The sequence below is a fragment of the Candidatus Marinarcus aquaticus genome (genome assembly GCF_004116335.1).
In the GTDB taxonomy this organism is placed as follows: domain Bacteria; phylum Campylobacterota; class Campylobacteria; order Campylobacterales; family Arcobacteraceae; genus Marinarcus; species Marinarcus aquaticus.
In genome coordinates, this window is sequence record NZ_PDKN01000001.1 from 211,328 (window position 1) to 237,119 (window position 25,792).

The 25,792-nt window shown below is 35.0% G+C and carries 26 protein-coding genes; 9 read left to right on the forward strand and 17 right to left on the reverse strand.

Translation table 11 applies throughout. From position 1 onward, the window contains the following. Nucleotides 1-4: 4 nt before the first annotated feature. Genes rpiB through folD form a run of 3 tightly spaced genes read right to left on the reverse strand, consistent with a single transcriptional unit; the run spans nucleotide 5 to nucleotide 2,096 of the window. Nucleotides 5-454: a ribose 5-phosphate isomerase B gene (gene rpiB, locus CRV04_RS01035; protein WP_128994760.1), complete on the reverse strand. Its 450-nt coding sequence runs from the start codon at nucleotides 452-454 to the stop codon at nucleotides 5-7. After that, complete coding sequence (gene lepB, locus CRV04_RS01040) at nucleotides 454-1,239, reverse strand: signal peptidase I (RefSeq protein ID WP_128994761.1); 786 nt, start codon at nucleotides 1,237-1,239, stop codon at nucleotides 454-456. The genes rpiB and lepB overlap by 1 nt, the downstream gene beginning before the upstream one ends. Continuing rightward, a complete protein-coding gene (folD, locus tag CRV04_RS01045) occupies nucleotides 1,239-2,096 on the reverse strand; it encodes a bifunctional methylenetetrahydrofolate dehydrogenase/methenyltetrahydrofolate cyclohydrolase FolD (protein ID WP_128994762.1) in 858 nt (285 codons plus the stop codon). The genes lepB and folD overlap by 1 nt, the downstream gene beginning before the upstream one ends. Before the next feature lie 132 nt (nucleotides 2,097-2,228). On the opposite strand from folD, the gene CRV04_RS01050 reads away from it, so the two are divergent. Next, entirely contained in the window at nucleotides 2,229-2,588 is a 360-nt protein-coding gene (locus CRV04_RS01050) for a c-type cytochrome (protein WP_228126427.1), read from the forward strand. Here CRV04_RS01050 and CRV04_RS01055 read toward each other — a convergent pair whose 3' ends face one another. Beyond that, complete coding sequence (locus tag CRV04_RS01055; RefSeq protein WP_128994763.1) at nucleotides 2,589-2,972, reverse strand: thioredoxin family protein; 384 nt, start codon at nucleotides 2,970-2,972, stop codon at nucleotides 2,589-2,591. It lies immediately after the preceding gene. 94 nt (nucleotides 2,973-3,066) lie between these two features. Between CRV04_RS01055 and CRV04_RS01060 the strand changes: the two genes are divergently transcribed. From CRV04_RS01060 to CRV04_RS01090, 7 genes are all read left to right on the forward strand, one after another. After that, on the forward strand, nucleotides 3,067-4,179 hold the full coding sequence (locus CRV04_RS01060; RefSeq protein WP_128994764.1) for a hypothetical protein: 1,113 nt from the start codon (nucleotides 3,067-3,069) through the stop codon (nucleotides 4,177-4,179). Next, nucleotides 4,176-4,832: a response regulator transcription factor gene (locus CRV04_RS01065; RefSeq protein WP_128994765.1), complete on the forward strand. Its 657-nt coding sequence runs from the start codon at nucleotides 4,176-4,178 to the stop codon at nucleotides 4,830-4,832. The genes CRV04_RS01060 and CRV04_RS01065 overlap by 4 nt, the downstream gene beginning before the upstream one ends. Further along, nucleotides 4,822-5,997 (forward strand): sensor histidine kinase, encoded by a 1,176-nt coding sequence (locus CRV04_RS01070; RefSeq protein ID WP_128994766.1) that lies wholly within the window; start codon nucleotides 4,822-4,824, stop codon nucleotides 5,995-5,997. The genes CRV04_RS01065 and CRV04_RS01070 overlap by 11 nt, the downstream gene beginning before the upstream one ends. Before the next feature lie 80 nt (nucleotides 5,998-6,077). Further along, nucleotides 6,078-6,614 carry a 50S ribosomal protein L25/general stress protein Ctc gene (locus tag CRV04_RS01075; protein WP_128994767.1) on the forward strand — a complete coding sequence of 179 codons (537 nt, stop codon included), beginning with the start codon at nucleotides 6,078-6,080 and terminating at the stop codon, nucleotides 6,612-6,614. Beyond that, nucleotides 6,614-7,171: an aminoacyl-tRNA hydrolase gene (gene pth / locus CRV04_RS01080; RefSeq protein WP_128994768.1), complete on the forward strand. Its 558-nt coding sequence runs from the start codon at nucleotides 6,614-6,616 to the stop codon at nucleotides 7,169-7,171. Before CRV04_RS01075 ends, pth begins: the two co-directional genes overlap by 1 nt. 4 nt (nucleotides 7,172-7,175) lie before the next feature. Continuing rightward, the gene (locus tag CRV04_RS01085; protein ID WP_128994769.1) at nucleotides 7,176-8,246 is read left to right on the forward strand and encodes an LptF/LptG family permease; all 1,071 of its coding nucleotides are present in this window, start codon (nucleotides 7,176-7,178) and stop codon (nucleotides 8,244-8,246) included. A gap of 50 nt (nucleotides 8,247-8,296) precedes the next feature. Continuing rightward, nucleotides 8,297-8,743, forward strand: coding sequence for an NUDIX domain-containing protein (locus CRV04_RS01090; RefSeq protein ID WP_128994770.1), 447 nt, complete (start codon nucleotides 8,297-8,299; stop codon nucleotides 8,741-8,743). Here CRV04_RS01090 and CRV04_RS01095 read toward each other — a convergent pair. From CRV04_RS01095 to CRV04_RS01135, 9 genes are all read right to left on the reverse strand, one after another. Continuing rightward, entirely contained in the window at nucleotides 8,706-9,941 is a 1,236-nt protein-coding gene (locus CRV04_RS01095; RefSeq protein ID WP_128994771.1) for an N-acetylmuramoyl-L-alanine amidase family protein, read from the reverse strand. The genes CRV04_RS01090 and CRV04_RS01095 overlap by 38 nt on opposite strands. A 97-nt stretch (nucleotides 9,942-10,038) precedes the next feature. Further along, on the reverse strand, nucleotides 10,039-11,112 hold the full coding sequence (locus tag CRV04_RS01100) for a nitronate monooxygenase (RefSeq protein ID WP_128994772.1): 1,074 nt from the start codon (nucleotides 11,110-11,112) through the stop codon (nucleotides 10,039-10,041). A gap of 1 nt (nucleotide 11,113) precedes the next feature. Further along, nucleotides 11,114-12,325, reverse strand: a complete 1,212-nt coding sequence (tyrS, locus tag CRV04_RS01105; protein ID WP_128994773.1) for a tyrosine--tRNA ligase — start codon at nucleotides 12,323-12,325, stop codon at nucleotides 11,114-11,116. 19 nt (nucleotides 12,326-12,344) lie between these two features. Continuing rightward, nucleotides 12,345-14,483: a RelA/SpoT family protein gene (locus CRV04_RS01110; RefSeq protein ID WP_128994774.1), complete on the reverse strand. Its 2,139-nt coding sequence runs from the start codon at nucleotides 14,481-14,483 to the stop codon at nucleotides 12,345-12,347. A 52-nt stretch (nucleotides 14,484-14,535) separates the two neighbouring features. Continuing rightward, nucleotides 14,536-14,751 carry a DNA-directed RNA polymerase subunit omega gene (locus CRV04_RS01115; RefSeq protein WP_128994775.1) on the reverse strand — a complete coding sequence of 72 codons (216 nt, stop codon included), beginning with the start codon at nucleotides 14,749-14,751 and terminating at the stop codon, nucleotides 14,536-14,538. Between the two features lie 25 nt (nucleotides 14,752-14,776). Continuing rightward, nucleotides 14,777-15,484, reverse strand: a complete 708-nt coding sequence (gene pyrH, locus CRV04_RS01120) for a UMP kinase (RefSeq protein WP_128994776.1) — start codon at nucleotides 15,482-15,484, stop codon at nucleotides 14,777-14,779. Nucleotides 15,485-15,551: 67 nt separating this feature from the next. Continuing rightward, entirely contained in the window at nucleotides 15,552-16,619 is a 1,068-nt protein-coding gene (locus tag CRV04_RS01125; RefSeq protein ID WP_128994777.1) for an AAA family ATPase, read from the reverse strand. A 1-nt stretch (nucleotide 16,620) separates the two neighbouring features. After that, nucleotides 16,621-17,541, reverse strand: coding sequence for a 4-hydroxythreonine-4-phosphate dehydrogenase (gene pdxA / locus CRV04_RS01130; RefSeq protein WP_128994778.1), 921 nt, complete (start codon nucleotides 17,539-17,541; stop codon nucleotides 16,621-16,623). A 2-nt stretch (nucleotides 17,542-17,543) separates the two neighbouring features. Next, nucleotides 17,544-18,326 carry a pyridoxine 5'-phosphate synthase gene (locus CRV04_RS01135; protein WP_128994779.1) on the reverse strand — a complete coding sequence of 261 codons (783 nt, stop codon included), beginning with the start codon at nucleotides 18,324-18,326 and terminating at the stop codon, nucleotides 17,544-17,546. 64 nt (nucleotides 18,327-18,390) lie between these two features. On the opposite strand from CRV04_RS01135, the gene CRV04_RS01140 reads away from it, so the two are divergent. Next, on the forward strand, nucleotides 18,391-20,562 hold the full coding sequence (locus CRV04_RS01140) for a CHASE2 domain-containing protein (protein WP_128994780.1): 2,172 nt from the start codon (nucleotides 18,391-18,393) through the stop codon (nucleotides 20,560-20,562). On the opposite strand, the gene CRV04_RS01145 is transcribed toward CRV04_RS01140, so the two are convergent. From CRV04_RS01145 to CRV04_RS01160, 4 genes are all read right to left on the reverse strand, one after another. Then, nucleotides 20,563-22,044 carry a FecR family protein gene (locus CRV04_RS01145; RefSeq protein WP_164969089.1) on the reverse strand — a complete coding sequence of 494 codons (1,482 nt, stop codon included), beginning with the start codon at nucleotides 22,042-22,044 and terminating at the stop codon, nucleotides 20,563-20,565. Beyond that, nucleotides 22,041-23,366: a CDC27 family protein gene (locus CRV04_RS01150; protein ID WP_128994782.1), complete on the reverse strand. Its 1,326-nt coding sequence runs from the start codon at nucleotides 23,364-23,366 to the stop codon at nucleotides 22,041-22,043. The genes CRV04_RS01145 and CRV04_RS01150 overlap by 4 nt, the downstream gene beginning before the upstream one ends. Nucleotides 23,367-23,485: 119 nt before the next feature. Further along, the gene (locus tag CRV04_RS01155) at nucleotides 23,486-24,895 is read right to left on the reverse strand and encodes an anthranilate synthase component I family protein (RefSeq protein ID WP_128994783.1); all 1,410 of its coding nucleotides are present in this window, start codon (nucleotides 24,893-24,895) and stop codon (nucleotides 23,486-23,488) included. An 8-nt stretch (nucleotides 24,896-24,903) separates the two neighbouring features. Then, complete coding sequence (locus CRV04_RS01160; RefSeq protein WP_128994784.1) at nucleotides 24,904-25,770, reverse strand: SPOR domain-containing protein; 867 nt, start codon at nucleotides 25,768-25,770, stop codon at nucleotides 24,904-24,906. Between the last annotated feature and the right edge of the window lie 22 nt (nucleotides 25,771-25,792).

Here is a 25,792-nt window from a genome sequence, read left to right on the forward strand (position 1 = left end):
TAGTTTATGCTCTACAACTTCCAAAAAGGTTATTGATTTTCTCTACACGTTTTGTGTGTCGTCCCCCTTCAAAAGAGGCTTTACACCATGCATCAACAATGGCTTCAACCATGCCATAACCACTCACTCGTTCACCTAAGCAAATAACATTGGCATCGTTGTGTTCTCGGGCCATTTTTGCTGAGTATTCGTTATGGCAAAGGGCTGCTCGAATACCATCAAATTTATTCGCAGCCATAGACATACCAATTCCAGAACCACAAATTAAAATACCTTTGCTTCCTTCATTGGCTAAAACTTCTTGACATACTTTTGCAGCAAAATCAGGGTAGTCCACTCTATCTTTTGTGTTGGGACCTAAGTCGATCACTTCATGACCTTTTTTTTCAAAAAGTTCTTTTACATAAGCTTTGATATCAATACCTGCATGGTCTGCACCAATATAATAAGTCATTAATATATCCCTTCTTTGTGTTCTATTTTTATCTCTTTTCCGAACATCTCATCTTCGATGCCCTCAATGCTTCTAAAAATTCGGTTCCATCTGATCTCTTTGTTCTCATCCCATGAGAAGTAGATAAACCAAGGTTTTCCTACAATATGTTTGTATTGTACTGTACCCCAAAATCGTGAGTCGTTAGAGTGGTCACGGTTATCACCCATCATAAAGTATTCCCCCTCAGGTACTTCCACAGGCAACATATCAAAGAGTTGATACGGTGTTAAGCCATCTTTAACCACACTTGGGTCATTGTGAATCCCTGGGTGCTCTTTTTTATATGGGTCCACAATCCACATTTTTCCCATGATAGAAAGAATGCTCTCTTTGTCATAGTTTTTAAGCACATACTCATTTCCCTCTTTTGGGTGTAAAAGCAGATGTTTGTCTTTCATTGCAATCAAGTCTCCACCTGTTGCAACCAGACGTTTAACATAGTGAATGGCTTCATTGTGCGGGTATCTGAAAACTACGATATCTCCTCTTTGAGGTTTATCACCTTCAATTAGGTGTCCATTGTCATTAAAATCAGGCAGTACTTTGATTTCAAGCCAAGGAATTCGTGGTGTTGGAATCCCGTATGAAAACTTCTTTACAAACAACATGTCTCCAATAAGAAGTGTGTTTTTCATACTTCCACTTGGGATAACAAAAGCTTGAGCAACAAAGAAGATGATGGTTAATACAATGATTATCGTCCCCGTCCAAGAAGAGGACCATCGGTAAATTTTATTGAGCATTATTTTTCTCGGCTTTCTCTCATTTTTGCAGCTTTAATGGTGTTCTTTAAAAGCATGGCAATGGTCATTGGTCCCACTCCACCAGGTACTGGAGTAATGTATGAACATTTAGGAGCAACGTTTTCAAAATCAACGTCACCTACAAGTTTACCATTGTCTAATCGGTTAATACCAATATCCACAACAATCGCTCCCTCTTTTACCATGTCCTCTTTAATCAAGTTAACAACCCCAGCTCCCACACAAATAATGTCGGCTTTGCTTGTATGAGCTTTTAAATCTTTTGTGTAAATATGGCAAGTGGTCACAGTGGCATTGGCATTTAATAAAAGCGTTCCCATTGGTTTTCCTACAATATCACTGGCACCCACAACACACACATCTTTTCCTTGTGGGTCAATGTTGTACTCTTTTAAAAGTTCCATCACTCCATAAGGCGTTGCAGGAACAAACGCATCCAATCCAGATGTCATTCGTCCTACGTTGTATGCATGGAAACCATCCACATCTTTTTTAGGATCAATGGCTTCTAAAATTGCAGTTGTGTCAATATGTTTTGGAAGGGGCAATTGCACTAAAATACCATCAATATTTGGATTTTTATTCATCATTGAAAGAATTTCTAAAATAGATTCTTGAGAGATCGTTTCAGGCATTTCATGAACAATAGAGTAAATACCTGCATCTTTACATGCCTTACTTTTCATACCTACGTATGCAGCACTTGCAGGGTCATTCCCCACTAAAATTACAGCAAGTCCAGGTGTGATATTCTTTTCAGCCTGTAGTTTTTGTGTCTCTAGTTTGACCTCTTCTTTGATTTTTTGCGATAATGCTTTTCCATCAAGTATATTCATTCGTTTAAGACCTTAAGTTTTGTTTTTAAGGCAATATATTAACGAAAAAGAGGTTATGAATAGGTTAATAAAATCTTGTGTTAATTTTTTTGAAGTTATAATAGCACTTATCAAACATAACCAAAGGTTCCAATGTATAAATTATTTATGCTGTTTCTGTGTTTACCTTTTTATCTGCAGGCATACTCTGTTATTGATTATTCGTTTATTACCAAGTATGAGTATGGACAAATGTTGTATGAAAATCCAAGAGGAATAGGGTGCAACAAGTGTCATGGCGAAAAAGGTGAAGGAAAACTTATTGCGACGTATAAAGGTGATAAAGGGAATGAGAAACAACTTTATGGTCCTAAAATCAGCAATGTAACATGGGAACAGTTTAAACACAGTTTGAGTCAAAAAGAGAACAAATCTTTGTTCATGCCCACATACTTCTTAACCAACGAAGAGTTGGTCTCCATTCACTACTATATCACCAATTTGAAAAAATAATCACTCATCTGAAAGTTCATCTAAAAATTGTGTGGCTGTTTTATATCCATACAGTGCGTAAATTTCTTCTTGACTTTTTGGATCAATTAAATAGGTTGTTGGAATAAATCTGGGGATAAACTCTTTGGGATACTCTCCTTTTTCACGGTTTATTTTCACAAATACAAAATCTTTTTGAATAAATGCAACTACTTTTTCATTACTCAGAGTTTTTTTTTGCATCTTTTCACACCAAGAACAGTAATCAGAGTATATGAGCATTAAAACACGTTTGTTCTCTTTGAGACCCTTTTTAATTGCTGCATCATAAGAGCTTAGTGTTTCAAGTGGTTGTGCAAACAGTGTTGAAAATAATAGAAACAGAAGAATGAAACCTTTGTACATAAGTTACTCCAATAATAATTATAAATTATATTTCTATCATAGAAAAAGTGAATAAATTTACAGCAATTTTTATAAAATAATGATAAAATCACTTATGAAAAAACGAATGCTCTACTTTGGAATCATCTTTTTTATCATCAGTTCAATTGGATTGTATAAAATCAATGAAACGATTTTTCTCAATGAACAAAAGACGGTGTATGACAATGTGAGTAAAGTTTTAACTTCTACAACGAATAATATCAAACAAGATTTGATTACCATCAGTTCAACGTTGGCTCAAACGACACTGTTACAAGAGTCCATCTTACAACAAAAAACAGAGGTGCTCAATGCCTTTTTAGAGCAAATGAACAATACCTTACGTACCAATTTTCAAAGCAATAAAGTGTTTGTTCAAGTATTAACAAAAGAGTCTTTGTATTGTGCTGCAAACAGCGATGCATATTTTAAAACTCACTTTAAAAGTTATTATGATAAAAATCTTAAAAGTATAAAAAATTCAAAGAGTTCGATGGTAGATATCAATGTTAGAAACTACCTGAACATCAAATCCACCACACCAATTGTAGAACAAGATAAACTGCTTGGTTTTATAGAGGTTTTTGCTTTGTATGATATTGTGGTGCAACATTTACGTGCACATAAAATTGAGTTAATTCCACTTTTAGATAAACAGTGGGTGAATGATGAGTATACGTTTAAAAACAGTCCAACCATTGCAGATGATTTTATTGTGGTCAATGAGAATTATAACAGACACCTTTTACTTAAACTTCAAACACTCTTGCCTAAAGACATGGAACATCTTTTTATGAACGAGTATTTGTTTAAACATGATCTCTTTTTTGCTACATTTGATATACGCAATAATCGTGGTGTTGCCATGGGAAAATATGTGGCAGTTTTAAATTTGCAAGGATTTGAGTACTACAGTGATTCTCAAAACAGTTTTTTAGAAAACATCATAACCATCAACAACAGTTCAGAAGACTTCTATAATTTTGTTAAACATAAAGAAGAGAATATGTTTATGAATATTGAAAAAGGCTACATTAAAAATCTTAAAGATGTGGTGGAGGAACGAGACAAGTCAGAGTTTGAAGAGGTTGCACGAGAAAAACTTTTTAAGCTTTCCAAAGAGGAGTTGATTGATTTTATCATGCAACAGTCCAAACACAGTGAAATACAAGGAGAGATACGATGAAAATATTGCTTTTAGAAGATGAATACAGTCTGCGAAAATCAGTCAAAGAGCTCCTTGAAGATTGCAGTTACGCCGTCTATGATTTTGCCAATGGAAAAGAGGCGTATGAAACCATTTTAAACAGCAGTTTTGATCTGCTTATTTTAGATGTGAATGTCCCTGAACTCAATGGCTTTGAGCTGTTAGAAAAACTCAATAAAAAGGGAGTCATCGTTCCCACTATTTTTATGACGTCATTAACAGAGATTGATAATTTAGAGCGCGCGTATGAGGGTGGATGTTGTGATTATATTAAAAAACCGTTTGATTTAAATGAGTTGAGACTTCGTGTGGCAACGGCACTTCGAACTTCTGTTATACAGACAGGTTGTACACTTGTGCCATTAAAGTGTGGTTATGTTTATGACAGTAAAAATTTTAAACTCATCAAAAATGATGACGAAGTGCAATTGAGTAAAACAGAGAAGATGATTTTAGAGCTGTTCATTAAAAACAAAAATCAAGTGGTTACGCCAGAGATGATCACACAATATGTTTGGGAAGATTATGTGGATCCAGCCAATGTACGTGTACAAATCAATAATTTACGAAAAAAGCTTGATAAAGATTTGATTGTCAATATTCGTGGTTTAGGATACAGACTTGACGTTTAAAATCAATGACAAAACTTTCTCTTTAAAGTATGCGGTATTTTATACGGCGATTGTATTTGGAATTCTCTTTTTCCCTTTGTTTATTTATGCCAATTATATGTTTAAACTTGAAGAAGCAAAAACTGAGATTGCATTAAAGAAAAAAGGGATTCAAATCATCAATGCCATGGAAAAGTATGATGCAAACAACGAAGAGTATTTTACTTTTCCACGTTTTAAAAAGTTTCGATCGGGTATTTATGATGAGAATTTTAATCCCATATTTTCACTTATAGATTCGCGTAATATTGCCTATTTAAGCGCAGGATACAATAAAATTAAAAGCAAACGAGCTTTTGTCTATGAGTTTAAAACCAAACGCTATTTTCAAGCACGATATTTGGTTGTTATGACAGAGTTTGATAATCTCACCATCATAAAAAACATGGTCATTGTTATGATGTCCATTGCTGTAGTGACGTTTGTGTTGTCATTTATTATTTTAAAAAATTTTGCAAAACCTTTTAAACAGATGAATGAGTCATTGGATGGCTTTATCAAAGATTCAATGCATGAGATTAATACACCGCTTTCTATTATAAATATTAATATTGATATGTACAATGAAAAATTTGGAAAAAACAAGTACTTCTCTCGTATAAAATCGGCTTCAAAAATACTCTCAACCATCTATAATGACATGAACTATTTAATCAAAGAACAAACAATTAACTCTGCTCCTAAAAAAGAGCTTGACTTCTCTTTTTTTGTGAGAAAATCGATTGATTATTTTAAAGATATGGCCGAGTTAAAAGGCATAAAAATCATCCCTAAAATAGAAGATGGTCTTTTTATTTTTTTTGTGCCAGCGAAGTTGCAAAAAATCGTGGACAACACCTTATCAAACGCGATTAAGTATGGAAAAGAGGAGAGAGATGTTGTTGTGATGTTGCATCAACGAGGCAATAAAGTAGTACTGAGTATTCAAGACTTTGGTATAGGCATTAAAGAACCTGATAAGATTTTTTCTCGTTATTACCGTGAAGATGATACCAAAGGAGGGTTTGGTATTGGTTTGAATATTGTCAATAAAATCATCAATGATGAAAACATCAAAGTCAATGTTTACTCTCAATTAAATGTCGGCAGTACTTTTGAATATTGGTTTGAACCGCTTCAAAAGTGAACAACTGAGTATTTCCCTTAAACTATCTTTAAAGTAAAATTGAATATAATCCGCAACTTAAATTAAAATAAGGAAACAAAATGTTAGAGGGTATCGCAAGAGATAGTATGACAAAACAAGGTTCAAAATCTTTAAGAAGAGATGGTTACTTAATCGCAAACATCTATGGTAAAGGTTTAGAGAACGTAAACGCTGCATTCAAAAAGAATGACTTCATCAGAGCTGTTAAAGCTAAAACTGAAGTTCCTTTTGATGTAAAAGTTGACGGAAATGTGTATAAAGTAGTAATCCAAGAGTATCAAAAACACCCAGTTACTTCTGATTTATTACACGTTGATTTAATGGTTGCACAACCAGGTGTAAAAGCTACTTATAAAGTTCCTGTTACAACTGAAGGTACACCAAAAGGTTTAAAAAACAAAGGTCTATTTATCTACCATACTCCAAGAGTTGCTGTTAAATGTACACTTGAAAACTTACCTAAATCATTCCATTTACAAATTGCAGGTTTAGATACTGGTGATAACATCTTAGTAAGAGACTTAGAGATGCCAGAAGGTGTTGAGTGTTTCTTAGATCCAAGAGTACCAGTTGCAGGTGTAATTAAAGCAAAATAATGTTTTTAATCGCCGGTTTGGGTAACATTGGTGAAAAATATTCACTGACCAGACACAATATAGGGTTCATGGTTGTCGATGAGGCAACCAGAACGCTCTCACAAACTTCAAATATCAATAAATCCAATTTCAATGCTGATGTCATCAAATCCAATGAGACTTTATATGTTAAACCCACAACCTATATGAATAACTCAGGAATTGCTATTCGAGCGATTAAAGAGTATTATAAAATTGAAAATCAGAACATCATTGTTATTCATGATGATTTAGATTTGCCTTTTGGAGCAGTAAAATTTAAAATTGGTGGTGGTCATGGTGGTCATAACGGATTGCGTTCAACTGATGCACACATTGGAAACAATTATATTCGAGTACGTATTGGTATAGGAAAACCACAAGCGAAAAGTGAAGTGGTGAATTATGTACTCAACAACTTTTCAAAAGAAGAATTAAATCAACTAGAAGGTATAATGTCGCATACTTTAAAGGCAATTGATGCTATCATGAATGGTCTATCAATTGACGAAGTTAAATCAAAATTTACACTAAAGTAAGGCATTGAATCTACTAACCAAATATTTATTAATAAAATACGCCAAAAATTTTATCATTGTTTTAGTCTCACTGGAGCTATTTTTTGTGGGAATTGATTTCTTACAAAACTTTAAAGACATTCCAAACTCTGCCAACTTGCAGTTACTCTATATTCTTTATAATTCATTTTTTACATTAACGTTAACTCTGCCACTCTCATTGGTATTTGCATGGATTTTAACGCTGATAATTTTGATTAAAAACAACGAGTTTGTTGCCTTTTTATCTTTAGGAAATCGTCCCATTTCAATCTATCGACCTGTGATTATCAGTGCGCTTTTTTTATTGGGAATTTTAGTCGGCATGCAAGCTACTCCTTTGGCTTATTCGTATGATCAAAAAAATAAGATCATGGAAGGAGAGTATTTTACAAGTACTAAGTCCGATATATTTTTAAAGTACAATGACTACTTTGTCTATTTTCAACGCTTTTTCCCATTGGATAAGCGTGCGGAAAGCATACATATCTTTAAAATCAATGGGTATGATGTAGTAGAGAGTATTGTGGCGAAAAAAGCCTATTTTCAAAATAATCGATGGTATATCACTGATGCCAAAATCGTTAAAAAACCTGCCACCTTGACATGGGAAGAGGCCAAAATGACGATACAATATGAGAAGTTTTTGCACACTCTTGAAGGGTTTAAACCAAAAATTTTGGATAACGTGTATGAGAGCAAATCAGCATTTTCCATCATTGATGCAGTCTATGCACTTATTTTATTAAAATCACAAGAGGTGAACACAGACTCTATTCGAGCAAGTCTGTATTATCAAGTCTTTATCCCCTTTTTTATTCTTCCTGTGATTGCCATTATTTTTGCATTCACATCCATTAACAGTCGATTTTTTAATGTAGGAAAATTTGCTTCAGTAAGCATCTTTTTTACTCTTATTGTTTGGGGTCTGTTTTTTATGTTGCATAAGTTTTCAAAAGGGGGAATCATTATGCCTGAAATTGCAATTCTTCTGCCTTTACTGTTGTGGTTTATTGCAAGTTATTTCATCTTTAAAAAGCGAATTCATCAATATTGATTTGAGTGAAAATATGGTATATTACAAAGAATTTATTACATTGGAAGTGCATGAGTAAAAACAGAGCGTATGGTATTTGTATCTATAAAATAGAAGAGGATGGGAGTATTAAACTCTTATTGTGTAAATCAATCAAAAGCAGAGATAAATGGGGCTTTTTAAAAGGGTTGATTTTACGATATGAAGAGCCTAAGCGATGTGCTCAAAGAGAGTTTTTTGAAGAGTCAAGTATTTTTGTAGAGATGGATGTTTTTGAAGAGTATTTTGAGCAAAACAATGAGACAAAAGATATCGGTATTTGGTTGGTCAATGCCAATAATGTGGCTGATTTAGAGGACTATTTTTATGAAGACAGATTGGCAACCAACTATCTTTCTTGGGAAAATTCAAAAGTAAAATTCTTTGATATTACAAAGATGCCTAAAATAAGAAGCAAACAAAAACAAATCGCCAAAGCAATTAAAAGTTTTTTGAAAAGTAAGCATCTATCCCATTAGCCAAACCTTCAGCCAGTAATTTCTGATAGTGCCGATTATAAAGACGTCTGGATTCACTAGGGTGAGAGATGTAACCCAACTCTACAAGTATAGCTGGCATTTGAGCTCCTACTAGAACCCAAAATGGACCCTCTCTTACTCCACCATCAACAATTCCAGAATATTTTTGACGTGTTTTATAGAGTAAGTTTTGCTGAATATCAATTGCCAGTTTATTGGATGCTGTGATTTTACTTTGATTTAAAATGGTTAAGAAAGTCATTTGAGAGTTGTAGTTCATCTCATCCATATCGGATTTGTTTTCAAGTTTTGCTACCCTTTTTGCCCGTTCACTTCTGGCTGGACTTAAGAAGAAGGTTTCAATCCCTTTAACTTTATGTGCTTTGTTTTTGGGTACGGCATTGACGTGTATGGAGATAAATATATCAGCATTTTTAACATTGGCAAAATGAGTTCTGTTTTTTAATTGAATGAACTTATCAGATTTACGAGTTAAATATACCGTATAACCTCGTTTTTTCAAATCTTCATAGAGGTATTTTGATACTTTAAATACAGCTACTTTTTCATACCGTTTTTTAGGTCCCACTGCACCTGAATCTTTTCCACCATGTCCTGGGTCAATCACAATGATTTTTTTCTTTTGATTAAAATAGTTATTGGTTAAGCTTGTAGAGAGTTTCTCTTTAAGATGTAAATTAAGTACTTTGATGATGATTTGATTGTTGTTTATGATATAAATGGTTTTTAGATTGTATTCATGTTTTAAGATAATACGTACGGTATTTTTATCTTTTTGTACAATGACAATCTTATCAACTCCATCCATTCTCAGTTTGGTTTCATAGGCGTTTTCAAATACCCCACGTAAATCAAAAATATCTTGATGATCGGTTTTGGTACGTTCCTCAATAAAATCAATGTCTCGTTTACTGACCACACGGTTGTAGTTGATGATAATCGCATTCTCTTTGGTATAGACTGAACTGATATCATGTTGTTGAGAAACTTTTACTTTTTGTATCGTTTTAGATTGCGTGGCTTTGGTGATTTTACTATCAGTGATGTTGAGCTTTTTAAGCTCATTTTGGTACTTTGTAGTGTTAATATTGAGTTTTGCCCCAATGGAAATAAGACGTTTTAAATAGGAAGCTTCTTGTTCTTTATTGCTGTTTAACACCGCACGCAAGTAGTCCATTTTTAAAGAGTTGTACTCCTCTTTGAGCTCTTGCTTTGTTGCAGCGTTAAGATTAAAAACAATAATAAAAATAAGAAGTAAAACTCGTTTTAAAATCTTATTCTCCTTGTGTGAGTTTTTCCATGAGTTCTTTAACTGAAATAATTTTCTCTACTTTATAGCCTGTTGCACCTGTAAAGAACAGACCTGTCTCTACATCACCTTCATACGCAGCACTGAGACGATCTGCAATACAATAACCCACAGCTTTTGCCTCTTCTCCTCGATTGCATGGTGCAACACAGTTAGAGATACAGGCTACTTTAGGCGCTTCATTGTTTTCAATGAGTTTTTGCAAGTTGGTCATTACACCTCGTGCAGGAAGACCTACGGGAGATTTAAGCAGTTTGATATCTCCCTGTTTTGCATCAAGCAACACCTTTTTTAAATTGGCATGTGCATCACACTCATACGTTCCAATAAATCGTGTGGCCATTTGAACACCTGCACATCCCATTGTTAAGAATTTATCGATGTCATTTTTATCCCAAATTCCACCCGCAGCAATTACAGGGATATCTCCCCAATTTTTTGCCTCTTCAATCACCGGTGGCACAATCTTTTCAAGTTGGAACTCCTCTTTGAAACAGTCATCATAAGAGAAACCTTGGTGTCCTCCACTTAATGGACCTTCCACAATCACTGCATCAGGAATTTTTCCGTATCGTTTCCATTTTCTACAAATGAGCTTCAAAGCTCGTGCACTTGATACAATAGGGATAAGTGCGACATCGGGATAGTTTTTTGTAAATTCTGGCATATTTGTTGGAATACCCGCACCCGTGATGATAATATTCACACCCGCTTCACATGCATCTTCTACAATTCGACCATAATCATTGCACGCATAAAGAATGTTGCATCCTAAAGGGGCATCACCACACACTTTTCGTGCATTTTTTACAATCTCAAAAAGCGCATCTCTTGAGTAGAAGTTCATGGTATCAACGGGTTTATCTTTTGCCAGTTTTTTTGCAAACTGTTTATCTTTGTAATACCCTGTTCCAACACCACTGATGACACCAAGGCCACCTTCTAAACTCACATGACCAGCTAATTGATCCCAACTGATTCCGACACCCATTCCACCTTGAATGATGGGGTGTTTAATTTCATATTTTCCTATTTTCAACTTAGCCCTTCACAATTACTTTGACGAAATTCTTTTTACCTTTTTGTAAGATAAACTCGCCTGTTTCTAAATTTAATTTATCATCAACCACTTTTTCTTGGTTGATTTTGACTGCACCCGCTTTGATATCACGCCGTGCTTGAGAAGTTGATGGTTCAAGTGCAGTATCGACCAATACTTGGCATATCCAACTGCCACTTTCAACTTCTACTTCTTTTAATTCTGTTGGTATATCTTTTTGTGCGAAAACTTTTTTAAACTCTTCACACGCTTTTTCGCCTGCTCCTTGACCATGGTAACGATCAACGATTTCCATTGCAAGTGCATCTTTGACTGTTTTTGGGTGTAAAGAACCATCTTCAACCCCAGTTTTTAGAGCTTCAATCTCTTTTAATGACTTGCTTGAAAGCAGTTCATAATATCTCCACATTAATTCATCAGATATAGATAATACTTTACCAAACATATCATTAGGTTCATCTGTAACACCAATATAATTTCCTAAAGATTTACTCATTTTTTGAACACCATCTAAACCTTCAAGGATTGGCATCATTAAAACGGCTTGCTGTTTGTTACAGTTATATGCTTTTTGCAGAGTTCTTCCCATAAGTAAGTTGAATTTTTGATCGGTACCACCAATCTCAACATCTGATTTTAGATGAACTGAATCATACCCTTGAAGCAGTGGATAAGTAAACTCACTCACGGCAATTGGAGTGTTTGCAGCATATCGTTTTGCAAAATCATCACGCTCTAACATTCGTGCAACCGTTAAGTTTGATGCCAGCGCAATCAATCCACCTGCACCTAAATCGTTTAACCAGTGTGAGTTAAATACCACTTGCGTTTTAGACTCATCCAAGATTTTAAATACTTGCTCTTTATAACTTTGAGCATTGGTTAATACTTGCTCGTTGCTTAATACTTTCCTTGTTTCACTTTTACCTGTTGGATCACCAATACTTGCAGTGAAGTCCCCAATTAAAAACTGCACAATTCCTCCAAATTTTTGAAAGGTTGCCAGTTTTTGTAAAAGAACCGTATGTCCTAAGTGTAAGTCAGGTGCTGTTGGATCAAATCCCGCTTTGACATAAAATGAAGTACCATTTTCAAAATAGTTTTTTAGTAGTTTAGTAATGGCCTCTTCATCGATAATTTCAAAGCTTCCCCTTTGTATCTCTGCGAGTGCTGTTTTTATTTGTTCTTCCATAGTATCCTCAAAATATTTATTATTTATATGCATCTTTTTTCGAAAAGAAATCCATTACTTTCACTTTTCGTTGAATCAGTTTTTTCACCTCTTCTAAGTTGCCATTATTGATTTCAAATTCAATATCACAAAATTGAACGTATGAGTGTTTCTCACGACCATACTCTACGCCTAAGATGTAGATTTCATATTGTGCCATATACGAGAGCAGTTTGGCTAACTCTCCTCGTGTTTTTGGAAGGCTGACGACCATTTTGTATTGGTACACGGTATCTTGTGTCCAAGAACAAAACAGCATGGGGTGATGCGTTTTGATTTTTGCATAGGCTTTATCACACATTTGATGATGAATGATGGCTTTATTCCCCTCTTTAAAAGCCACAATCTCATCTCCAAATTTTGGGTGACAACAGTGCTCAAATAATACTGAATTTATACTAAAATTTGAATATATTAAGATGTTGTCAAATTTATACTCTTTGATTTTACGTTTACTCAGTGTCAGTCGTGCCACAAAGCTTTTCGTTTTAGAGATATTGGTCTCAATTTTACGCTTGACATGTTTTAAATAATCAATCGTTGTTGGGATTTTATGTAACAGTTTTTGTGGAAACTGCTCCGTGATTTCATTGGTATAACGTGAAAAAATGGTATCAATGATATTTTTTCCACTGAGTTCATTGATCTCTTTTTGTCGATGAGAACATAACAGCTTGATATGTTTTTTCGCTCGACTGGTTTTAACCATATCAATCCATGAACACCTTGGAATGGTTTGCTCTGCAGTATGAATGGCCACAATGTCTGAGCTTTGAAGTTGTGTAAGTAATGGTTTTTTCACTTTATTGATATAGCACTCAACAGCTTTGTTTCCTACATCTGTGTGCACGGCAAAGGCGTAGTCATATGCTGTGGCTCCACGAGGAAGGGTATAGGTGTCTCCTTTGGGAGAATAGACCACAATGTCCTCAGAGAAGAGGTCTTGTTTGGTTTCACTATAGAACTCTTCGATGTTTTTATTTGAAAATTCTAAGGATTTCAGCCAGTTAAGATTGGGTGATTGTGAAACGCCGCTTTTATACTTCCAGTGCGCTGCAATTCCATATTCTGCTACTTTGTGCATGTTAAAGGTTCGAATTTGTACTTCATAGATTTTAGAGTTGTAAAACACGGTGGTATGAATGGTTTGATATCCATTCTCTTTAGGGGTTGCTACATAGTCTTTAAATCGTGCGATAAGTGGTTTATACTCCAAGTGCATCAAGCCTAAAACTTTATAACAATCAATCTCATCCTCAACTAAAATTCGAATGGCCAAAAGGTCCAATACTTCATCGATATTGACCCCTTTTCTCTGGATTTTCATGTAAATCGAGTAGTAGTGTTTGATTCGACTGAGAATTTGAATTTTACTGGGGTCAAAACCATTTTTCTCTAATAAGTCCATGGTATTGGAGATAAATTTATTAAAAGTCAGCTGTATTTTGTGTTGGTGCGTTTTAATAAATGTATCGATTTTTTCGTACTCATTGGGATAGATGTAAAAGAAACATAAATCTTCTAGGGCATTCTTAATGGCGGAAATACCTAAACGGTGTGCAATAGGTACATATACGACCAATGTCTCTTCTGCAATACGAAGTTGTTTTTCTTTGGGCAGAGCTTGCAGGGTGAGCATATTATGAAGACGGTCGCACAGTTTGACAATCAAAACTCGAACGTCATCAATGGAAGCAATAAGCATCTTTCTAAAGGTTAACGCAGAACTGATGAGTCGTGTATTCGTACTGTCTGAGGGTGCGAGTTCATGCTCTCTGATTTCAACAATTTTGGTTAAACCATCCACCATATGTGCGATGTCTTCACCCCATTGTCTTTTGATGTAATCCAAAGAACAGCTGGTGTCCTCGACAATATCATGCAACAAGGCTGTTGCAACTACAGACTCCTCTTTATTAAAGTGTGCTGTAACAGCAGCTACTAAAATTGGGTGCACAATATAAGGCTCACCACTTTTTCGGTATTGACCCTCATGCGCTTTAATACAGAAGTTTAAAATCTCTTGCAGTTTATCACTGAAGGTGATTTCTGATTTTAACTCTTCTAAAGCCTTTTCAATGGTATTGATTTTTTCTATTTTTTTTAAAAATGGATCCATAAATTGTATCTGTAGATAGGATATAAAAGGAGTTTGAGGCTCCTTTTAAAGACTATTTTTTATTTACGAGAGAGTCGATTACTAAAAGACCATTTGCAATTTCGTCAATCGCAATGTCAGTGTATTTCATGTTTTGAGTGTTTTTTTCAAGAAGCGGTTTTGCCCCTTTGCTCAGTTCGTCTGCTCTTTGTCCTACAGCTAAAGATAAAATATATCGGTCATTGTTTACTCGCTCTAGTGCTCTTGACATTCTTTCTTCTAATCTCATTGTTTCCCTTTATTATGGTATAAATTTATTTTACGATTGAACACTTACTGAAATCACCGTTAACAATTTTAAGTAAGTTTCCTTTTTCATTCATGTTTGCAACAACAATTGGTAGTTTGTTGTCTTTTGCTAAGGCAATGGCTGTGTCGTCCATTACTTTAATATGGTCTTCTAATGCTTGGTCATAACTGATGGTATCAAGTTTAACTGCATCGTCATATTTCATTGGGTCTTTGTCATAAACACCATCCACTTTGGTTGCTTTAATTAACATCGCTGCATCAATCTCTGTTGCTCTTAACGTTGCAGCTGTATCAGTAGTAAAGTATGGATTTCCTGTACCTGCACTGAAAATAACCACTCGGCCTTTTTCTAAGTGTCGACGCGCTTTTTTTACAATGAATGGTTCGGCAATTTGTTCCATTTTAATGGCGGTTTGCAAACGTGCATTTAACCCTTTATGTTCTAAGGCTTCTTGCATCGCTACACCGTTTACAACGGTTGCTAACATTCCCATATAATCAGCACTTGTTCTTTTAATCACACCATCAGCTGCTGTTGTGACACCTCTGATGATATTTCCACCTCCAATAACAATACCCACTTCAATATTGTTATCGACCAACTCTTTAATCTCTTCTGCGATGTAATCTAAAATTTGTGTATCAATGCCATAGCCTTCTTCACCAGCTAAAGCTTCACCAGAAAATTTAACAAGTACTCTTTTATTCATTGATATCCTTTAGTTAATTGTGCGATTATACCCAAAAAAATATTAATATTGAGTTAAGAAAATCACATTATGCCAAAGCCCATTCATAAAAGGGCGCAACCTGAATTTTTAGTGTATTAAAATCGATGAGATTTTCATTATTAATGGTCACCACTTGCACTTCTTTGATGTTCAAATCTTTTTGTACTGTGGCAATCTTTTTTTTCAGTGATGGCACAATAAGTTCGTTGAAAAAAGGAATCGAAAGAATCAAGAGTTGTGCTTTGGGAATATAAAAATCAATTTGGTCCAAATAATAGATTTCATCATATCGTGAATGCAACTCTAAAAAAAGCATATTGGTAAACTCATTTTTAAACTTTTTATGGTGAGAAACTGCGGTTAAAAATCCATGATTGTAGCTGTATATCTTTTTTGTGGCTTTGGCTTGGTTGTATTTTTGTATGAAAAAAATCACTTCGTTTTGTTCATAAAATTGACACAAAGCATAAAAACGATCTTTAGATATTTTAATGTGCTCTTTGAGTTGCGTAAAGAGTTGGTGCAGTGAACGTTTCTCATCCATGCTTTCAAACAGCAATTTTAACAAGGCAATTTGCGTTGCGTCTGAACAGTGCTCTTTTAAAACCGTTTGTAACTCCTCTTGCTTTTTGGTTTCATCTGTGTGCACCGTTTGTGGCAGATTTCCATATTTAAAGAATTGATTAAACGAGTGTGTGATGTTTTGATGTCGTGTTTCATGGAGTAAAAACTCTTCAAATTCCAATGCATTGAGGTGTAAGTGCTTAAAGCGTTTGAAGTTTATAGGTGTTTGTGTGGTGATGATGACGGAATCACACATGGGAAAATCAAAACTGAAATCGAAGTTTTCTAAAATAAGCACTTTGATTCTGTTTTTTTTCACAAAAGTTTGAAGGTGTTGTTCTATTTGAGTTTTATTGTTTCGTATGTCATTAAAATCAATATAGAGATAATCTTTACTCTCAAAATTAGAGAGATAATCAAAAATCAAATAACTCTTTCCACACTTAGGAGGTCCTGTAAGTATGGTTTTGGGGTGAGTGATTCTGACTTTTCTCTCTAAAAAAGTAATTCTATTGAACTCCAGTTCATAACACGCTTCTAAAGTGTTCATGCTATTTGTGAGTTAACCTCACTGCCTCTTTGATGGCATTGAGATAGCTTTTGGCATTGGCTTGTTTTTTATAAGCAATATCAAATGCTGTACCGTGGTCAACAGAAGTTCTAATAACGGGGAGGTTCAAACTCACATTGATGCTTTGCTCAAAATACAGAGCCTTAAGAGGAATGAGCCCTTGGTCATGATACATGGCAATATAATAGGTATGGTTTTTTCGATTAAACTTTGTAAAGGCTGTATCTGGAACCATGGGTTGAGTGAAAACTTCTTTTTTGAGTTTTTTATTGACTTGATTCACAGCTTGAATAATCAACTCTTCTTCATTTCCTAACACCCCATTATCGCTGGCATGAGGATTCAGACCAAGCACAGCTACTTTGCTTTTAGGGTGAATGCATTTATGAAAATCAAGTAAAAACTGCGTGAGCTGTTTGAGATTAAACTGTTTGGCCACATTTTTAAGTGCCATGTGTTCAGTATAAAGTGCCACAAACATTTTAGAACAACCCAACATCATGATGGCATCTTTTTTAAAGTGTTTTCGCAATACTTCCGTGTGCCCTTTAAAGTCAATACCCGCTTTGCTCCATGCCTCTTTATTAATTGGCAAAGTGACCATTGCTTTTGTAATACCATCTTCAGTGAGTTTAATGGCATCATTAAAAGAGTCAAATGAGTATTGTCCTGCTTTTGCATCAACTATACCAGGTTCAATGACAAACTCCCCTTTGGTTGCAAAGAGTTTGAAATCTGTTGGAATTTTTAGGTTTAAAAGTGCACTCGCTTGTGAGAGCATCTCTTTGTTGATACAATAGATGGGTTTACACCACTCTTTGATTTTTTTGTGTTTACGCAAAGCAAGCTCGATGCCCACGCCATTTAAATCCCCAATACTGATAGCCACATGTGGTTTCATACTTACCCTTTGATGAGTGCTTTCATATCTTCAATGGCTTGTGCAAGACCAGTGAAAACAGAACGAGCGATGATGCTTTGCCCTATGTTGAGCTCTTCTATTTGTTTAATTGATGTAATAAGGGATACGTTTTGGTAGTTTAAGCCATGACCTGCAGCCACTTTCAATCCCAATTGATGTCCCAGTTTAGAAGCATGTTTGATTTTATTGAGACTTTTGTCCAATAAAATGTGCAGTTCTGAACGACTCAGCTCTAACTCTTTGATGGAGTGGTGCGTGTTTTGAAGTCCTGAAAACAGCATGGCGTAAAGGTTTGCAAACGTTCCTGTGTGCAGTTCTATCCACTCCACTCCCAGTTTTTGTGAGAGTTCAACACACTCTTTGTTGGGGTCGATAAACAACGACACTTCAATGCCTTGTTTATGAAGTTTTTTGACCACTTTTTTGATTCTTTCAAAGTTATTGGCCAAATCAAGTCCCCCTTCAGTGGTTATTTCTTCACGGTTTTCAGGTACAAGTGTGGCTCTGTGTGGGTTGAGTTTACATACAATATCAATGATATCATCATTGATTGAACACTCCAAATTAACGGGAAGTGCAGATTGTTTGATGATTTGTTTGGCATCATTGTCATGAATGTGACGACGGTCTTCTCGTAAGTGTATGGTGATTTGGTTGGCACCACTTAATTTGCATATTCCTAAAGCATCCAGTGGATTGGGGTCATTAATCTGTCGAGCCTCTCTTAAAACGGCAATATGGTCTATATTTACACCCAATAGCATCATCTCATCCTTTAAACTCTTTTTGATATAATATCTAAACTTATATAAAATATTTGGAGAAGCTTTGAGAGTCGGTAACCGCTTAAAAAAATACATCATTTATATCATGAGTTTAAGTGTGATATGCAGCTCTTTGATTTACACCTACATCTATCTTCCAAAATCGCTGGAAAGCTTTGATAATCGTCTTCGAGACTTTATGTTTATTATGCGTGGTGAAATTCCGCAAAACGATACCACCGTTATCATTGATATTGATGAAAAATCTTTAAATGAAGTAGGGCAGTGGCCTTGGAGTCGAGATATTTTAGCTCAACTTCTTACAAATTTAACCCAAGCAGGTATTGGGGTGATTGGATTTGACATTGTCTTTCCAGAAGAGGACAGAACTTCTCCTCATAAAGTACTGAAAAATCTCAATATCAAACAAAATAAAATTGTCAATTATGATGAAGTATTTGCACAAGTGATTGCCAATACTCCTACGATTTTAGGGTATCAGTTTCAGCTCGATAAAAAAGAGTTTATGAACACAAAAGCCCCAGAGATTCCTGCTATTTTTATTGAAAAAAATCGTGATTTAGAACAAGACTATTTGCTCAATGCAAAAGGAACAGTAGTCAATACTCCTATCATTCAAGACAATGGATACTCCAGTGGTTTTTTTAATAATGTTCCTGATCCTTCGGGTATCATTCGTTCTGTTCCTCTGCTCATACGTTATGAGGAACAACTCTATCCCTCTTTGGCATTTGAAGTGTTACGTGCAGCATTAGGCATCAACAAAGTATTTGTAAACTACAATGAAATTGGTGTGGAGTCTATCAGTTTGGGAGATATGTTTATTCCTACGGATCGTTTTGGGCGTATCATTGTGAATTTCAGAGGAAAAGAGAAAACTTTCCCTTACTACTCAGCAGTGGATATTTTAAACAATAAAATTGACCCAGCACTTCTAGAAGGCAAAGTGGCACTTATTGGCACCAGTGCCGCAGGTCTTTTTGACTTACGAGCCACCCCTTTTGAGTCGGTTTATCCTGGAGTAGAAGTGCATGCAAATGTCATTGATAATATTCTTACAGGCGATTTTTTACATAAGCCAGCTTGGATTGATGGGGTTAATATCTTGCATATGGTTATTTTAGTGTGTTTTATTTTTGCAGTCATCTTAAGTGTCAATATCTATGTTATCCCTGTAGTATTTGTAAGCTTCTTAGTGCTTGACACTTATATGTTGTATTATGTGCTGTTTAATGAAGGCATTATTTTAAATATCTTTTTCCCAATTGTGACCATCATTGTAACAGCAGCCGTTGCTATTTTGATTAACTACTTGTTTGAAATACGGCAAAGTAATCTGGTCAAATTGAAATTTGCTTCTAAAGTATCCGCAAAAGTTATGGAAGATTTGATTAAAAATGAGGATCAAACACTCAAAGGAGAATCCAAAGAAGTCACGGTATTTTTCTCTGATATTCGAGGGTTTACCAATATCTCTGAGTCCATGAGTGATGCAAAAGCTTTGATTGAATACCTCAATGAGTACATGGAACCCATGACTGAAATTATCATGAAAAATGAAGGTACCATAGATAAATTTATAGGCGATGCCATCATGGCATATTGGAATGCACCAAGTGATGTTAAAAATCATGCAGATAAAGCAGTGAAAGCCTCTTTGGAACAACTCTCTTATTTGAAATTGCTTAATGAACGACTGCAAAAAGAGAACAAGCCTTTGGTGGATATTGGTATTGGTTTAAATACAGGAAACGCAGTTGTGGGAGAGATGGGAAGCAGTGGACGAAGTGATTATACGGTTATTGGTGATCCCATTAACTTAGGAAGCAGACTTGAATCACTGTGTAAGTTTTATGGTTCTCGTTTAAATATCTCTAACTACACCAAATCGCTTTTGCAAGAGCAATATGTATTTAGGTTTTTAGATTTGGTCAAAGTTAAAGGAAAACTCAAACCCGTTGAGATTTGGCAGGTGATTGATTTTGGGGAAGCAAATGGTGCACTTAAAGAGGAGTTGGCTCTGTATGAAGAGGCCATTTTATTGTATCAAAATGAAAAGTTCAGTGAAGCATTAATGCTGTTTGAAAAACTCAATGTCTTAGAGAAAAAACAAAATGAGAAGATTTACGCAATTTACATTCAAAGGTGTAAAAGTTATATACAAACACCACCAGAAAAATTTGATGGTGTTTATGAACATACCACAAAAGGGTAGTTATCGGCTGGCTTTAAATACTCCCGTATAAGTTGCATTTCCAGTAAAGTAAAAAGTTCCACCTACAGATTTAGCATTGGGACCAAAGAATTTACCTGAACCATTTCCTCCTACTCCTGCTGTAGTAGGAGTAAAAGAGAAGCCAGAGGATGACAATGTCCCTGAAACATTGGTATAAAATGATCCTAGATTGAATCTCCCAGTGAGTGATTTACCACCAAAATCAATATTAAAATTAACGGTGCTATTATAAGTAATATTGATAATGTTATTAGAACTTGATTGACCTAATACATAACCAGAGTAATTGTAATTTGCATTGCTATTAATTAAAGATTCAATCTCTGAACTTGGCGTTTGTGCTCCTGCAAGCCAATAACCTGATAGAGTCATTTCTTCACTATTGTAAAGAGTTGTTGCATTCCACTCTCCCCATTGTACATAATCGTTTGTATCATAAACAGGCGTAGTAAAAAGGTGACCTACAATACCAGAGTCTTCTTTTGAAGTGTACGTACCATTTTTAAATGTATGAATGTTTCCATTATATAAAAATTGTCCGGTTGATGAGAGAGTTCCACTGTATGAACCATCTTTATCAAAATTTGCAGAAAGGTTATTAAGTGTTAAATTATAAGAACTATAATTACCATCACTTAAATTTGAAGTATTGTCATCAATCTTTCCCTTTGTATAACTACTAGTGTTAGACTCGAGCATATCTCCAATAAATACATATGCATCTTCTACGTCGTCATCTATATCCTCTTTATGAACTTCTCTTTTTGGTTCAGTAAAAGGGTCTTGTACGGGTTCATTATTTTCTGGTTCTGGAACAAGTCTAACGTCAAACTCATTGAGAGCACTCTCTTTTTCTTCCTCATTTAAAAACTTTGTATCTCTGTCGGTTTCTTGAATGGTCTTGGCATCAAACTCTTGAGCGACCATTGCTTCACCTTTTTTAATTACAACGTATTGACCTGCATTAATGGTGATGGTTTCACCTGTAATATTAGAAACAACGGTGATGGTTCCTTCAGTACAGAAAATCGTATCGCCTGAAATTTCCATATTACTTAATATCTGTGTTCCACGAATACCAATGGACGAAGATTTTGATTTAAGTCTGAATTTATCAGGGGCAATTTTTCCAATTTTTCCTGTGATGGTTCTAAAGGTACCTTTTAAAAGACCGAACTCTGCTTTGTACTCTTTTTTTTGTTCATCAAAGATGTAATCATTGACTGAAAATGTTGAGTTTTTACCAATGGTAATAATGGTTTCATCTTTAAAAATGAGTTGCAGTTTAGTGCCTTCTTGGGTTTGAACAATGTCATTTTTTTCTAAAAGAGAATTGAGTTTTAGCGTGATATTAGAATCTCCTCGTTTAATATGTGCTTCACCTTTAAGTGCAACCACTTGAGCAACTTGGGCAAAAAGCAAAGTTGATAAGGTTAAAAAAAGTAGAGCTATTTTTTTCATAATTTGAACCTCCATGTGTAGTTCATAAACACAGCATTTTTGTTATAATCATACGCTTCTTGGTTGGTGCTGTTGTTTGTTTTTGTGTAGTTGAGAGTAATGAAATCTTTTTTATTGATGATTTTGGTTACTCCAATACTATAAACATTGGTATTATCTTTTCGGTTGTTATCAAAAAAAACATCTTTATCATTGTAGCGGGTTTGTGTGTGTTGGTATTTCAAGTTTAAAAAAAGCGATGGTTCTATGTTGTATTGATATAAAAAGGTGTTACTTACAATATTTTTATTTAAATCGGTTCGTTCTCCAAACTCTCTGTCATCTTTTTCAAACTCTAAAATATATTCAAAATCTTTATATTTAACTGAACCACCCAATACTTTTTTTCGGTAAGCTTTCATTTTATCCACTTGCTCTTCGTAATGAAATTCGTTGTATGTTAAATAGGCAGATACAATGGTGTTTTTGTTAAGAAGCAGTCGGTATTTGGGTTCAATAGAGTAGACGGTGAAATCAACTCTGTCACCCGGATAGATTTTCTCTATTCCTACTTGTAGTGAGTATTCACTTTTATTTTTCACATCATTGTAATACAATGTTGGGGTGTACGCATAGTAGCTGAAGTTATAAAAATCGTTTTTGGTTTGATTTTTATAAAGCATCATTCCTGAGTGTTTAATGCTCCACGGAGAGTTTTTAGTAAGTGTTTGAATGTGACTGATTTGAAAAAAGGTTAAAAAAGCTGTACTTGATTGTGGTTCATCCCCATTGAGTTCCAGATTAAAAAAGCCCGGCAGATTGTACGAGTCATACTCAATACCATTGTTGATATTATCGTCATACATGTAACCAAAACCTAAAGCAATAAAGGTTGAATCGTTTTGTGCCCCATCAATTTTGGCTAAGTACATCTCAATATTTTTTCTTACATTCTCAGGAATAGGGTATTGAGCCACTTTTAAAAACTCTTTTTTCGCCTCTTCTTTAAATCCTAAAATAAATTGAACACGTGCATACTCTAACCGTGCACGGTGATATTCAGGAGCTACAATCAAGACTCTCTCAAATGCAGCAGTGGCTTCATCGTAAAGTTTGAGTTGAGTTGCACTCATGGCTAAGTAATAATTGACTTGAACATGGTCGCTGTATTCTAAAAAGAGCTTTTTAAAAGCGCTGTAAGAGCGGGTATAGTCTCCTATTTTATAGTGAGTTTGAGCCAGAATAAACTCATTGGAGGTTTCAACAGGGGTTGCTTTTTTAAGCTTCTCTTGTGCGAACAGTGTCCCCGTTAAGAGCAGCATTACAAAAATGATATGTTTCATGATAGGATGATCCAAATGTGATTTTTCTTTATTTTCCCTAAATAATAATAAAAATAAGTTAAAGTAATGTAAGTAATAATGAAAGATAGAGAAAAATAACTTTTATCGTAACGAAAACGTTACGATAAGTCTTTGAGTGTAGCGATATTCGCTGCGAGTTTATTTTGTACTTCGAGATATTCTAATTCATTGATTGAATCTGCAACCACACCTGCACCTGCTTGAAAAATAACTTCATCTTGTTTGAGCATGGTGGTACGAATCGTGATAGCACTGTCCATGTTGCCATCAAAGCCAAAGTAAGCAATACTTCCTGAGTAGAAGTTACGTTTAATGCCTTCAAATTGAGCAATGAGTTGCATGGCTCTGATTTTTGGAGCCCCTGTCATGGTTCCAGCTGTAAAAGTTGCAGCAAATAAGTCAAACATATCATACTTTTCATCGATGATGGCTTCAACATCTGAAACAATGTGCATGACATGAGAGTATTTTTCTATGTGCATTAAATCAGTTACTTTAACGCTTCCTGCTTTTGCAACTCTTCCCACATCATTTCGCCCCAAGTCAATGAGCATGATATGTTCAGCTTTCTCTTTAGGGTCACTTAAAAGTTCCTCTTCCATCTCTAAATCTTTATCGATGGTTTTTCCTCTTTTTCTTGTACCTGCAATGGGTCGAAGTAAAATGTGTCCATCGACTAACCGTACCATGACTTCTGGTGAACTTCCTGCAATTGAGAAATTTTCAAACTCTAAAAAGAAGAGATAGGGACTTGGATTTTTACTTCTTAATGCTCTGTAAAAACTGAAGTGATCAACAACGGCTTTTTGAGTAAATCGGTTGGACATTAAAATTTGGAACACATCTCCACTTTTAATCATCTCTTTTGATTTCTCCACCATTGAGAAAAATTCTTCTTTGGTGTAGTTGAATTTTCCTTCATCTATGAGCGTTGCTTTTTTAAGTGGCAAATACTCATACGGTGTGTGAAGTGCTTTTTCAACATTTTCAAGTTCATCTTTAAAGCTTTCAACAGAAGTAACCATCACAAGCTTGGATGTTTTATGTGAAAACCCTAAAACCATTTTAGGTCGAATGAGGTCCAAATCAGGAATATTTAAATCATCTTGCAGTGTGTCCATATAAGGTTTAAGTGATGGTTCAAACTCTTTTCCTATATCATAGCCTACGTTTCCAATGAACCCATCAATGAGACCAATGCCCAATTCTTGTGATTTTTGTTTGAAAAAAGCTTGATCAAAATTTTTATAATACTTTTGTAAAAACTTTAAAGGGTTAGCATCGACTTCTTCGATTTCTTCGATTTCATTTTTAAAAAATGTTTTTTCACCTTCATGCCATACTCGTTCTCTGGCACCAATAATGATGTACGAATAGTTTCCATCACTTGAATTGATTGTACTTTCAAATAAAAAGGTGATTTCACTCTTATAGAGTTTTTTCACCTTTTCATAAATAGAGACAGGCGTAAATTGATCTAAAAAAAGCTCTTTTGAATACAGTGTCATCTCATACCTTACAGCTGTAAAATATAAGCATTGGGTGCATCAAAACTCTTTTTAATAGCATTAAGTTGTTTTGTTGCTTCATTTCGGCTGTTATATGGTCCAATCAGAAGTTTTAAAAGACTTTTTCCATTAACTGTAACAGGATGAAGCATGTAGCTGTATCCTTTACTTGTAATGTTATCAAGATATTTTTGAGTTGGTTTTTTAGAGAAAGCTCCAATTTGAACAAAAATACCTTTGGCAGCTGTTGTTTTTACAGGGGCTGATTTGGGGGTTGCTTTTGCAACTGGTTTAGGTGTTTCTTGTTTAACGACGGGTTTTGGCTCAACAGGTTTTGGTGTTGGTTTTTCAACAATGGGTTCCTCTACAACAGGCTCTTCTTGTACAGGTATATCAAGAGGATTCTCTTTAACTTCGGGATTCTGTGTTACAGCTTCAGAAGTTGGTTCTTCTTCTATTTGACTGTTTTCATTGACCTTTTTGAGTTTATCCGTTAAGATTTTTTGATACTCTTGCTGGATTTTTTGGTCATTAAGCAATTTTTCTTGTGCAATTTTGGTTTGGTCTTCAAATTGAGCTTCGTCATTGTTTGAAGAGAGCAACTTGATTAATACTAAAATGATCACAAAAAGAAGCACCAAAGCAATACCTAAAATAATATATTTCTTTTTATTGTCTTTGGGGCCATTGGGGTTAGAACCATTAAGTAAAATATCACCCAGCTCTTGGTCTTGAGGGGGTTCATTGTATTGAGAATAAGGGTTTGCACCAGATGCTTGTCTCATGCTTTCACTTTGATTGAGTTTCTCTCGTAAATTCTCTTCTTCTTGTTTTGCCTGAAGGTTTTTTAAAAATTCATCGCCTTTAATTTCCATGCCAAATCCCTTGTGTTTTGAT

Bases quoted from the DNA above. Each gene is read 5' to 3' on its own strand.
- CRV04_RS01090 (WP_128994770.1), top strand. From the start codon at position 8,297: ATGAGTAAAAACAGAGCGTATGGTATTTGTATCTATAAAATAGAAGAG.
- CRV04_RS01110 (WP_128994774.1), bottom strand. From the start codon at position 14,483: ATGGATCCATTTTTAAAAAAAATAGAAAAAATCAATACCATTGAAAAG.
- CRV04_RS01160 (WP_128994784.1), bottom strand. From the start codon at position 25,770: ATGGAAATTAAAGGCGATGAATTTTTAAAAAACCTTCAGGCAAAACAA.
- CRV04_RS01065 (WP_128994765.1), top strand. From the start codon at position 4,176: ATGAAAATATTGCTTTTAGAAGATGAATACAGTCTGCGAAAATCAGTC.
- CRV04_RS01075 (WP_128994767.1), top strand. From the start codon at position 6,078: ATGTTAGAGGGTATCGCAAGAGATAGTATGACAAAACAAGGTTCAAAA.
- lepB (WP_128994761.1), bottom strand. From the start codon at position 1,239: ATGCTCAATAAAATTTACCGATGGTCCTCTTCTTGGACGGGGACGATA.
- CRV04_RS01135 (WP_128994779.1), bottom strand. From the start codon at position 18,326: ATGCTATTGGGTGTAAATATAGACCATATTGCCGTTTTAAGAGAGGCT.
- pth (WP_128994768.1), top strand. From the start codon at position 6,614: ATGTTTTTAATCGCCGGTTTGGGTAACATTGGTGAAAAATATTCACTG.
- CRV04_RS01150 (WP_128994782.1), bottom strand. From the start codon at position 23,366: ATGAAACATATCATTTTTGTAATGCTGCTCTTAACGGGGACACTGTTC.
- CRV04_RS01145 (WP_164969089.1), bottom strand. From the start codon at position 22,044: ATGAAAAAAATAGCTCTACTTTTTTTAACCTTATCAACTTTGCTTTTT.
- pyrH (WP_128994776.1), bottom strand. From the start codon at position 15,484: ATGAATAAAAGAGTACTTGTTAAATTTTCTGGTGAAGCTTTAGCTGGT.
- tyrS (WP_128994773.1), bottom strand. From the start codon at position 12,325: ATGGAAGAACAAATAAAAACAGCACTCGCAGAGATACAAAGGGGAAGC.
- pdxA (WP_128994778.1), bottom strand. From the start codon at position 17,541: ATGAAACCACATGTGGCTATCAGTATTGGGGATTTAAATGGCGTGGGC.
- CRV04_RS01060 (WP_128994764.1), top strand. From the start codon at position 3,067: ATGAAAAAACGAATGCTCTACTTTGGAATCATCTTTTTTATCATCAGT.
- CRV04_RS01155 (WP_128994783.1), bottom strand. From the start codon at position 24,895: ATGACACTGTATTCAAAAGAGCTTTTTTTAGATCAATTTACGCCTGTC.
- rpiB (WP_128994760.1), bottom strand. From the start codon at position 454: ATGACTTATTATATTGGTGCAGACCATGCAGGTATTGATATCAAAGCT.
- CRV04_RS01095 (WP_128994771.1), bottom strand. From the start codon at position 9,941: ATGGACTACTTGCGTGCGGTGTTAAACAGCAATAAAGAACAAGAAGCT.
- CRV04_RS01125 (WP_128994777.1), bottom strand. From the start codon at position 16,619: ATGAACACTTTAGAAGCGTGTTATGAACTGGAGTTCAATAGAATTACT.
- folD (WP_128994762.1), bottom strand. From the start codon at position 2,096: ATGAATATACTTGATGGAAAAGCATTATCGCAAAAAATCAAAGAAGAG.
- CRV04_RS01055 (WP_128994763.1), bottom strand. From the start codon at position 2,972: ATGTACAAAGGTTTCATTCTTCTGTTTCTATTATTTTCAACACTGTTT.
- CRV04_RS01115 (WP_128994775.1), bottom strand. From the start codon at position 14,751: ATGAGATTAGAAGAAAGAATGTCAAGAGCACTAGAGCGAGTAAACAAT.
- CRV04_RS01050 (WP_228126427.1), top strand. From the start codon at position 2,229: ATGTATAAATTATTTATGCTGTTTCTGTGTTTACCTTTTTATCTGCAG.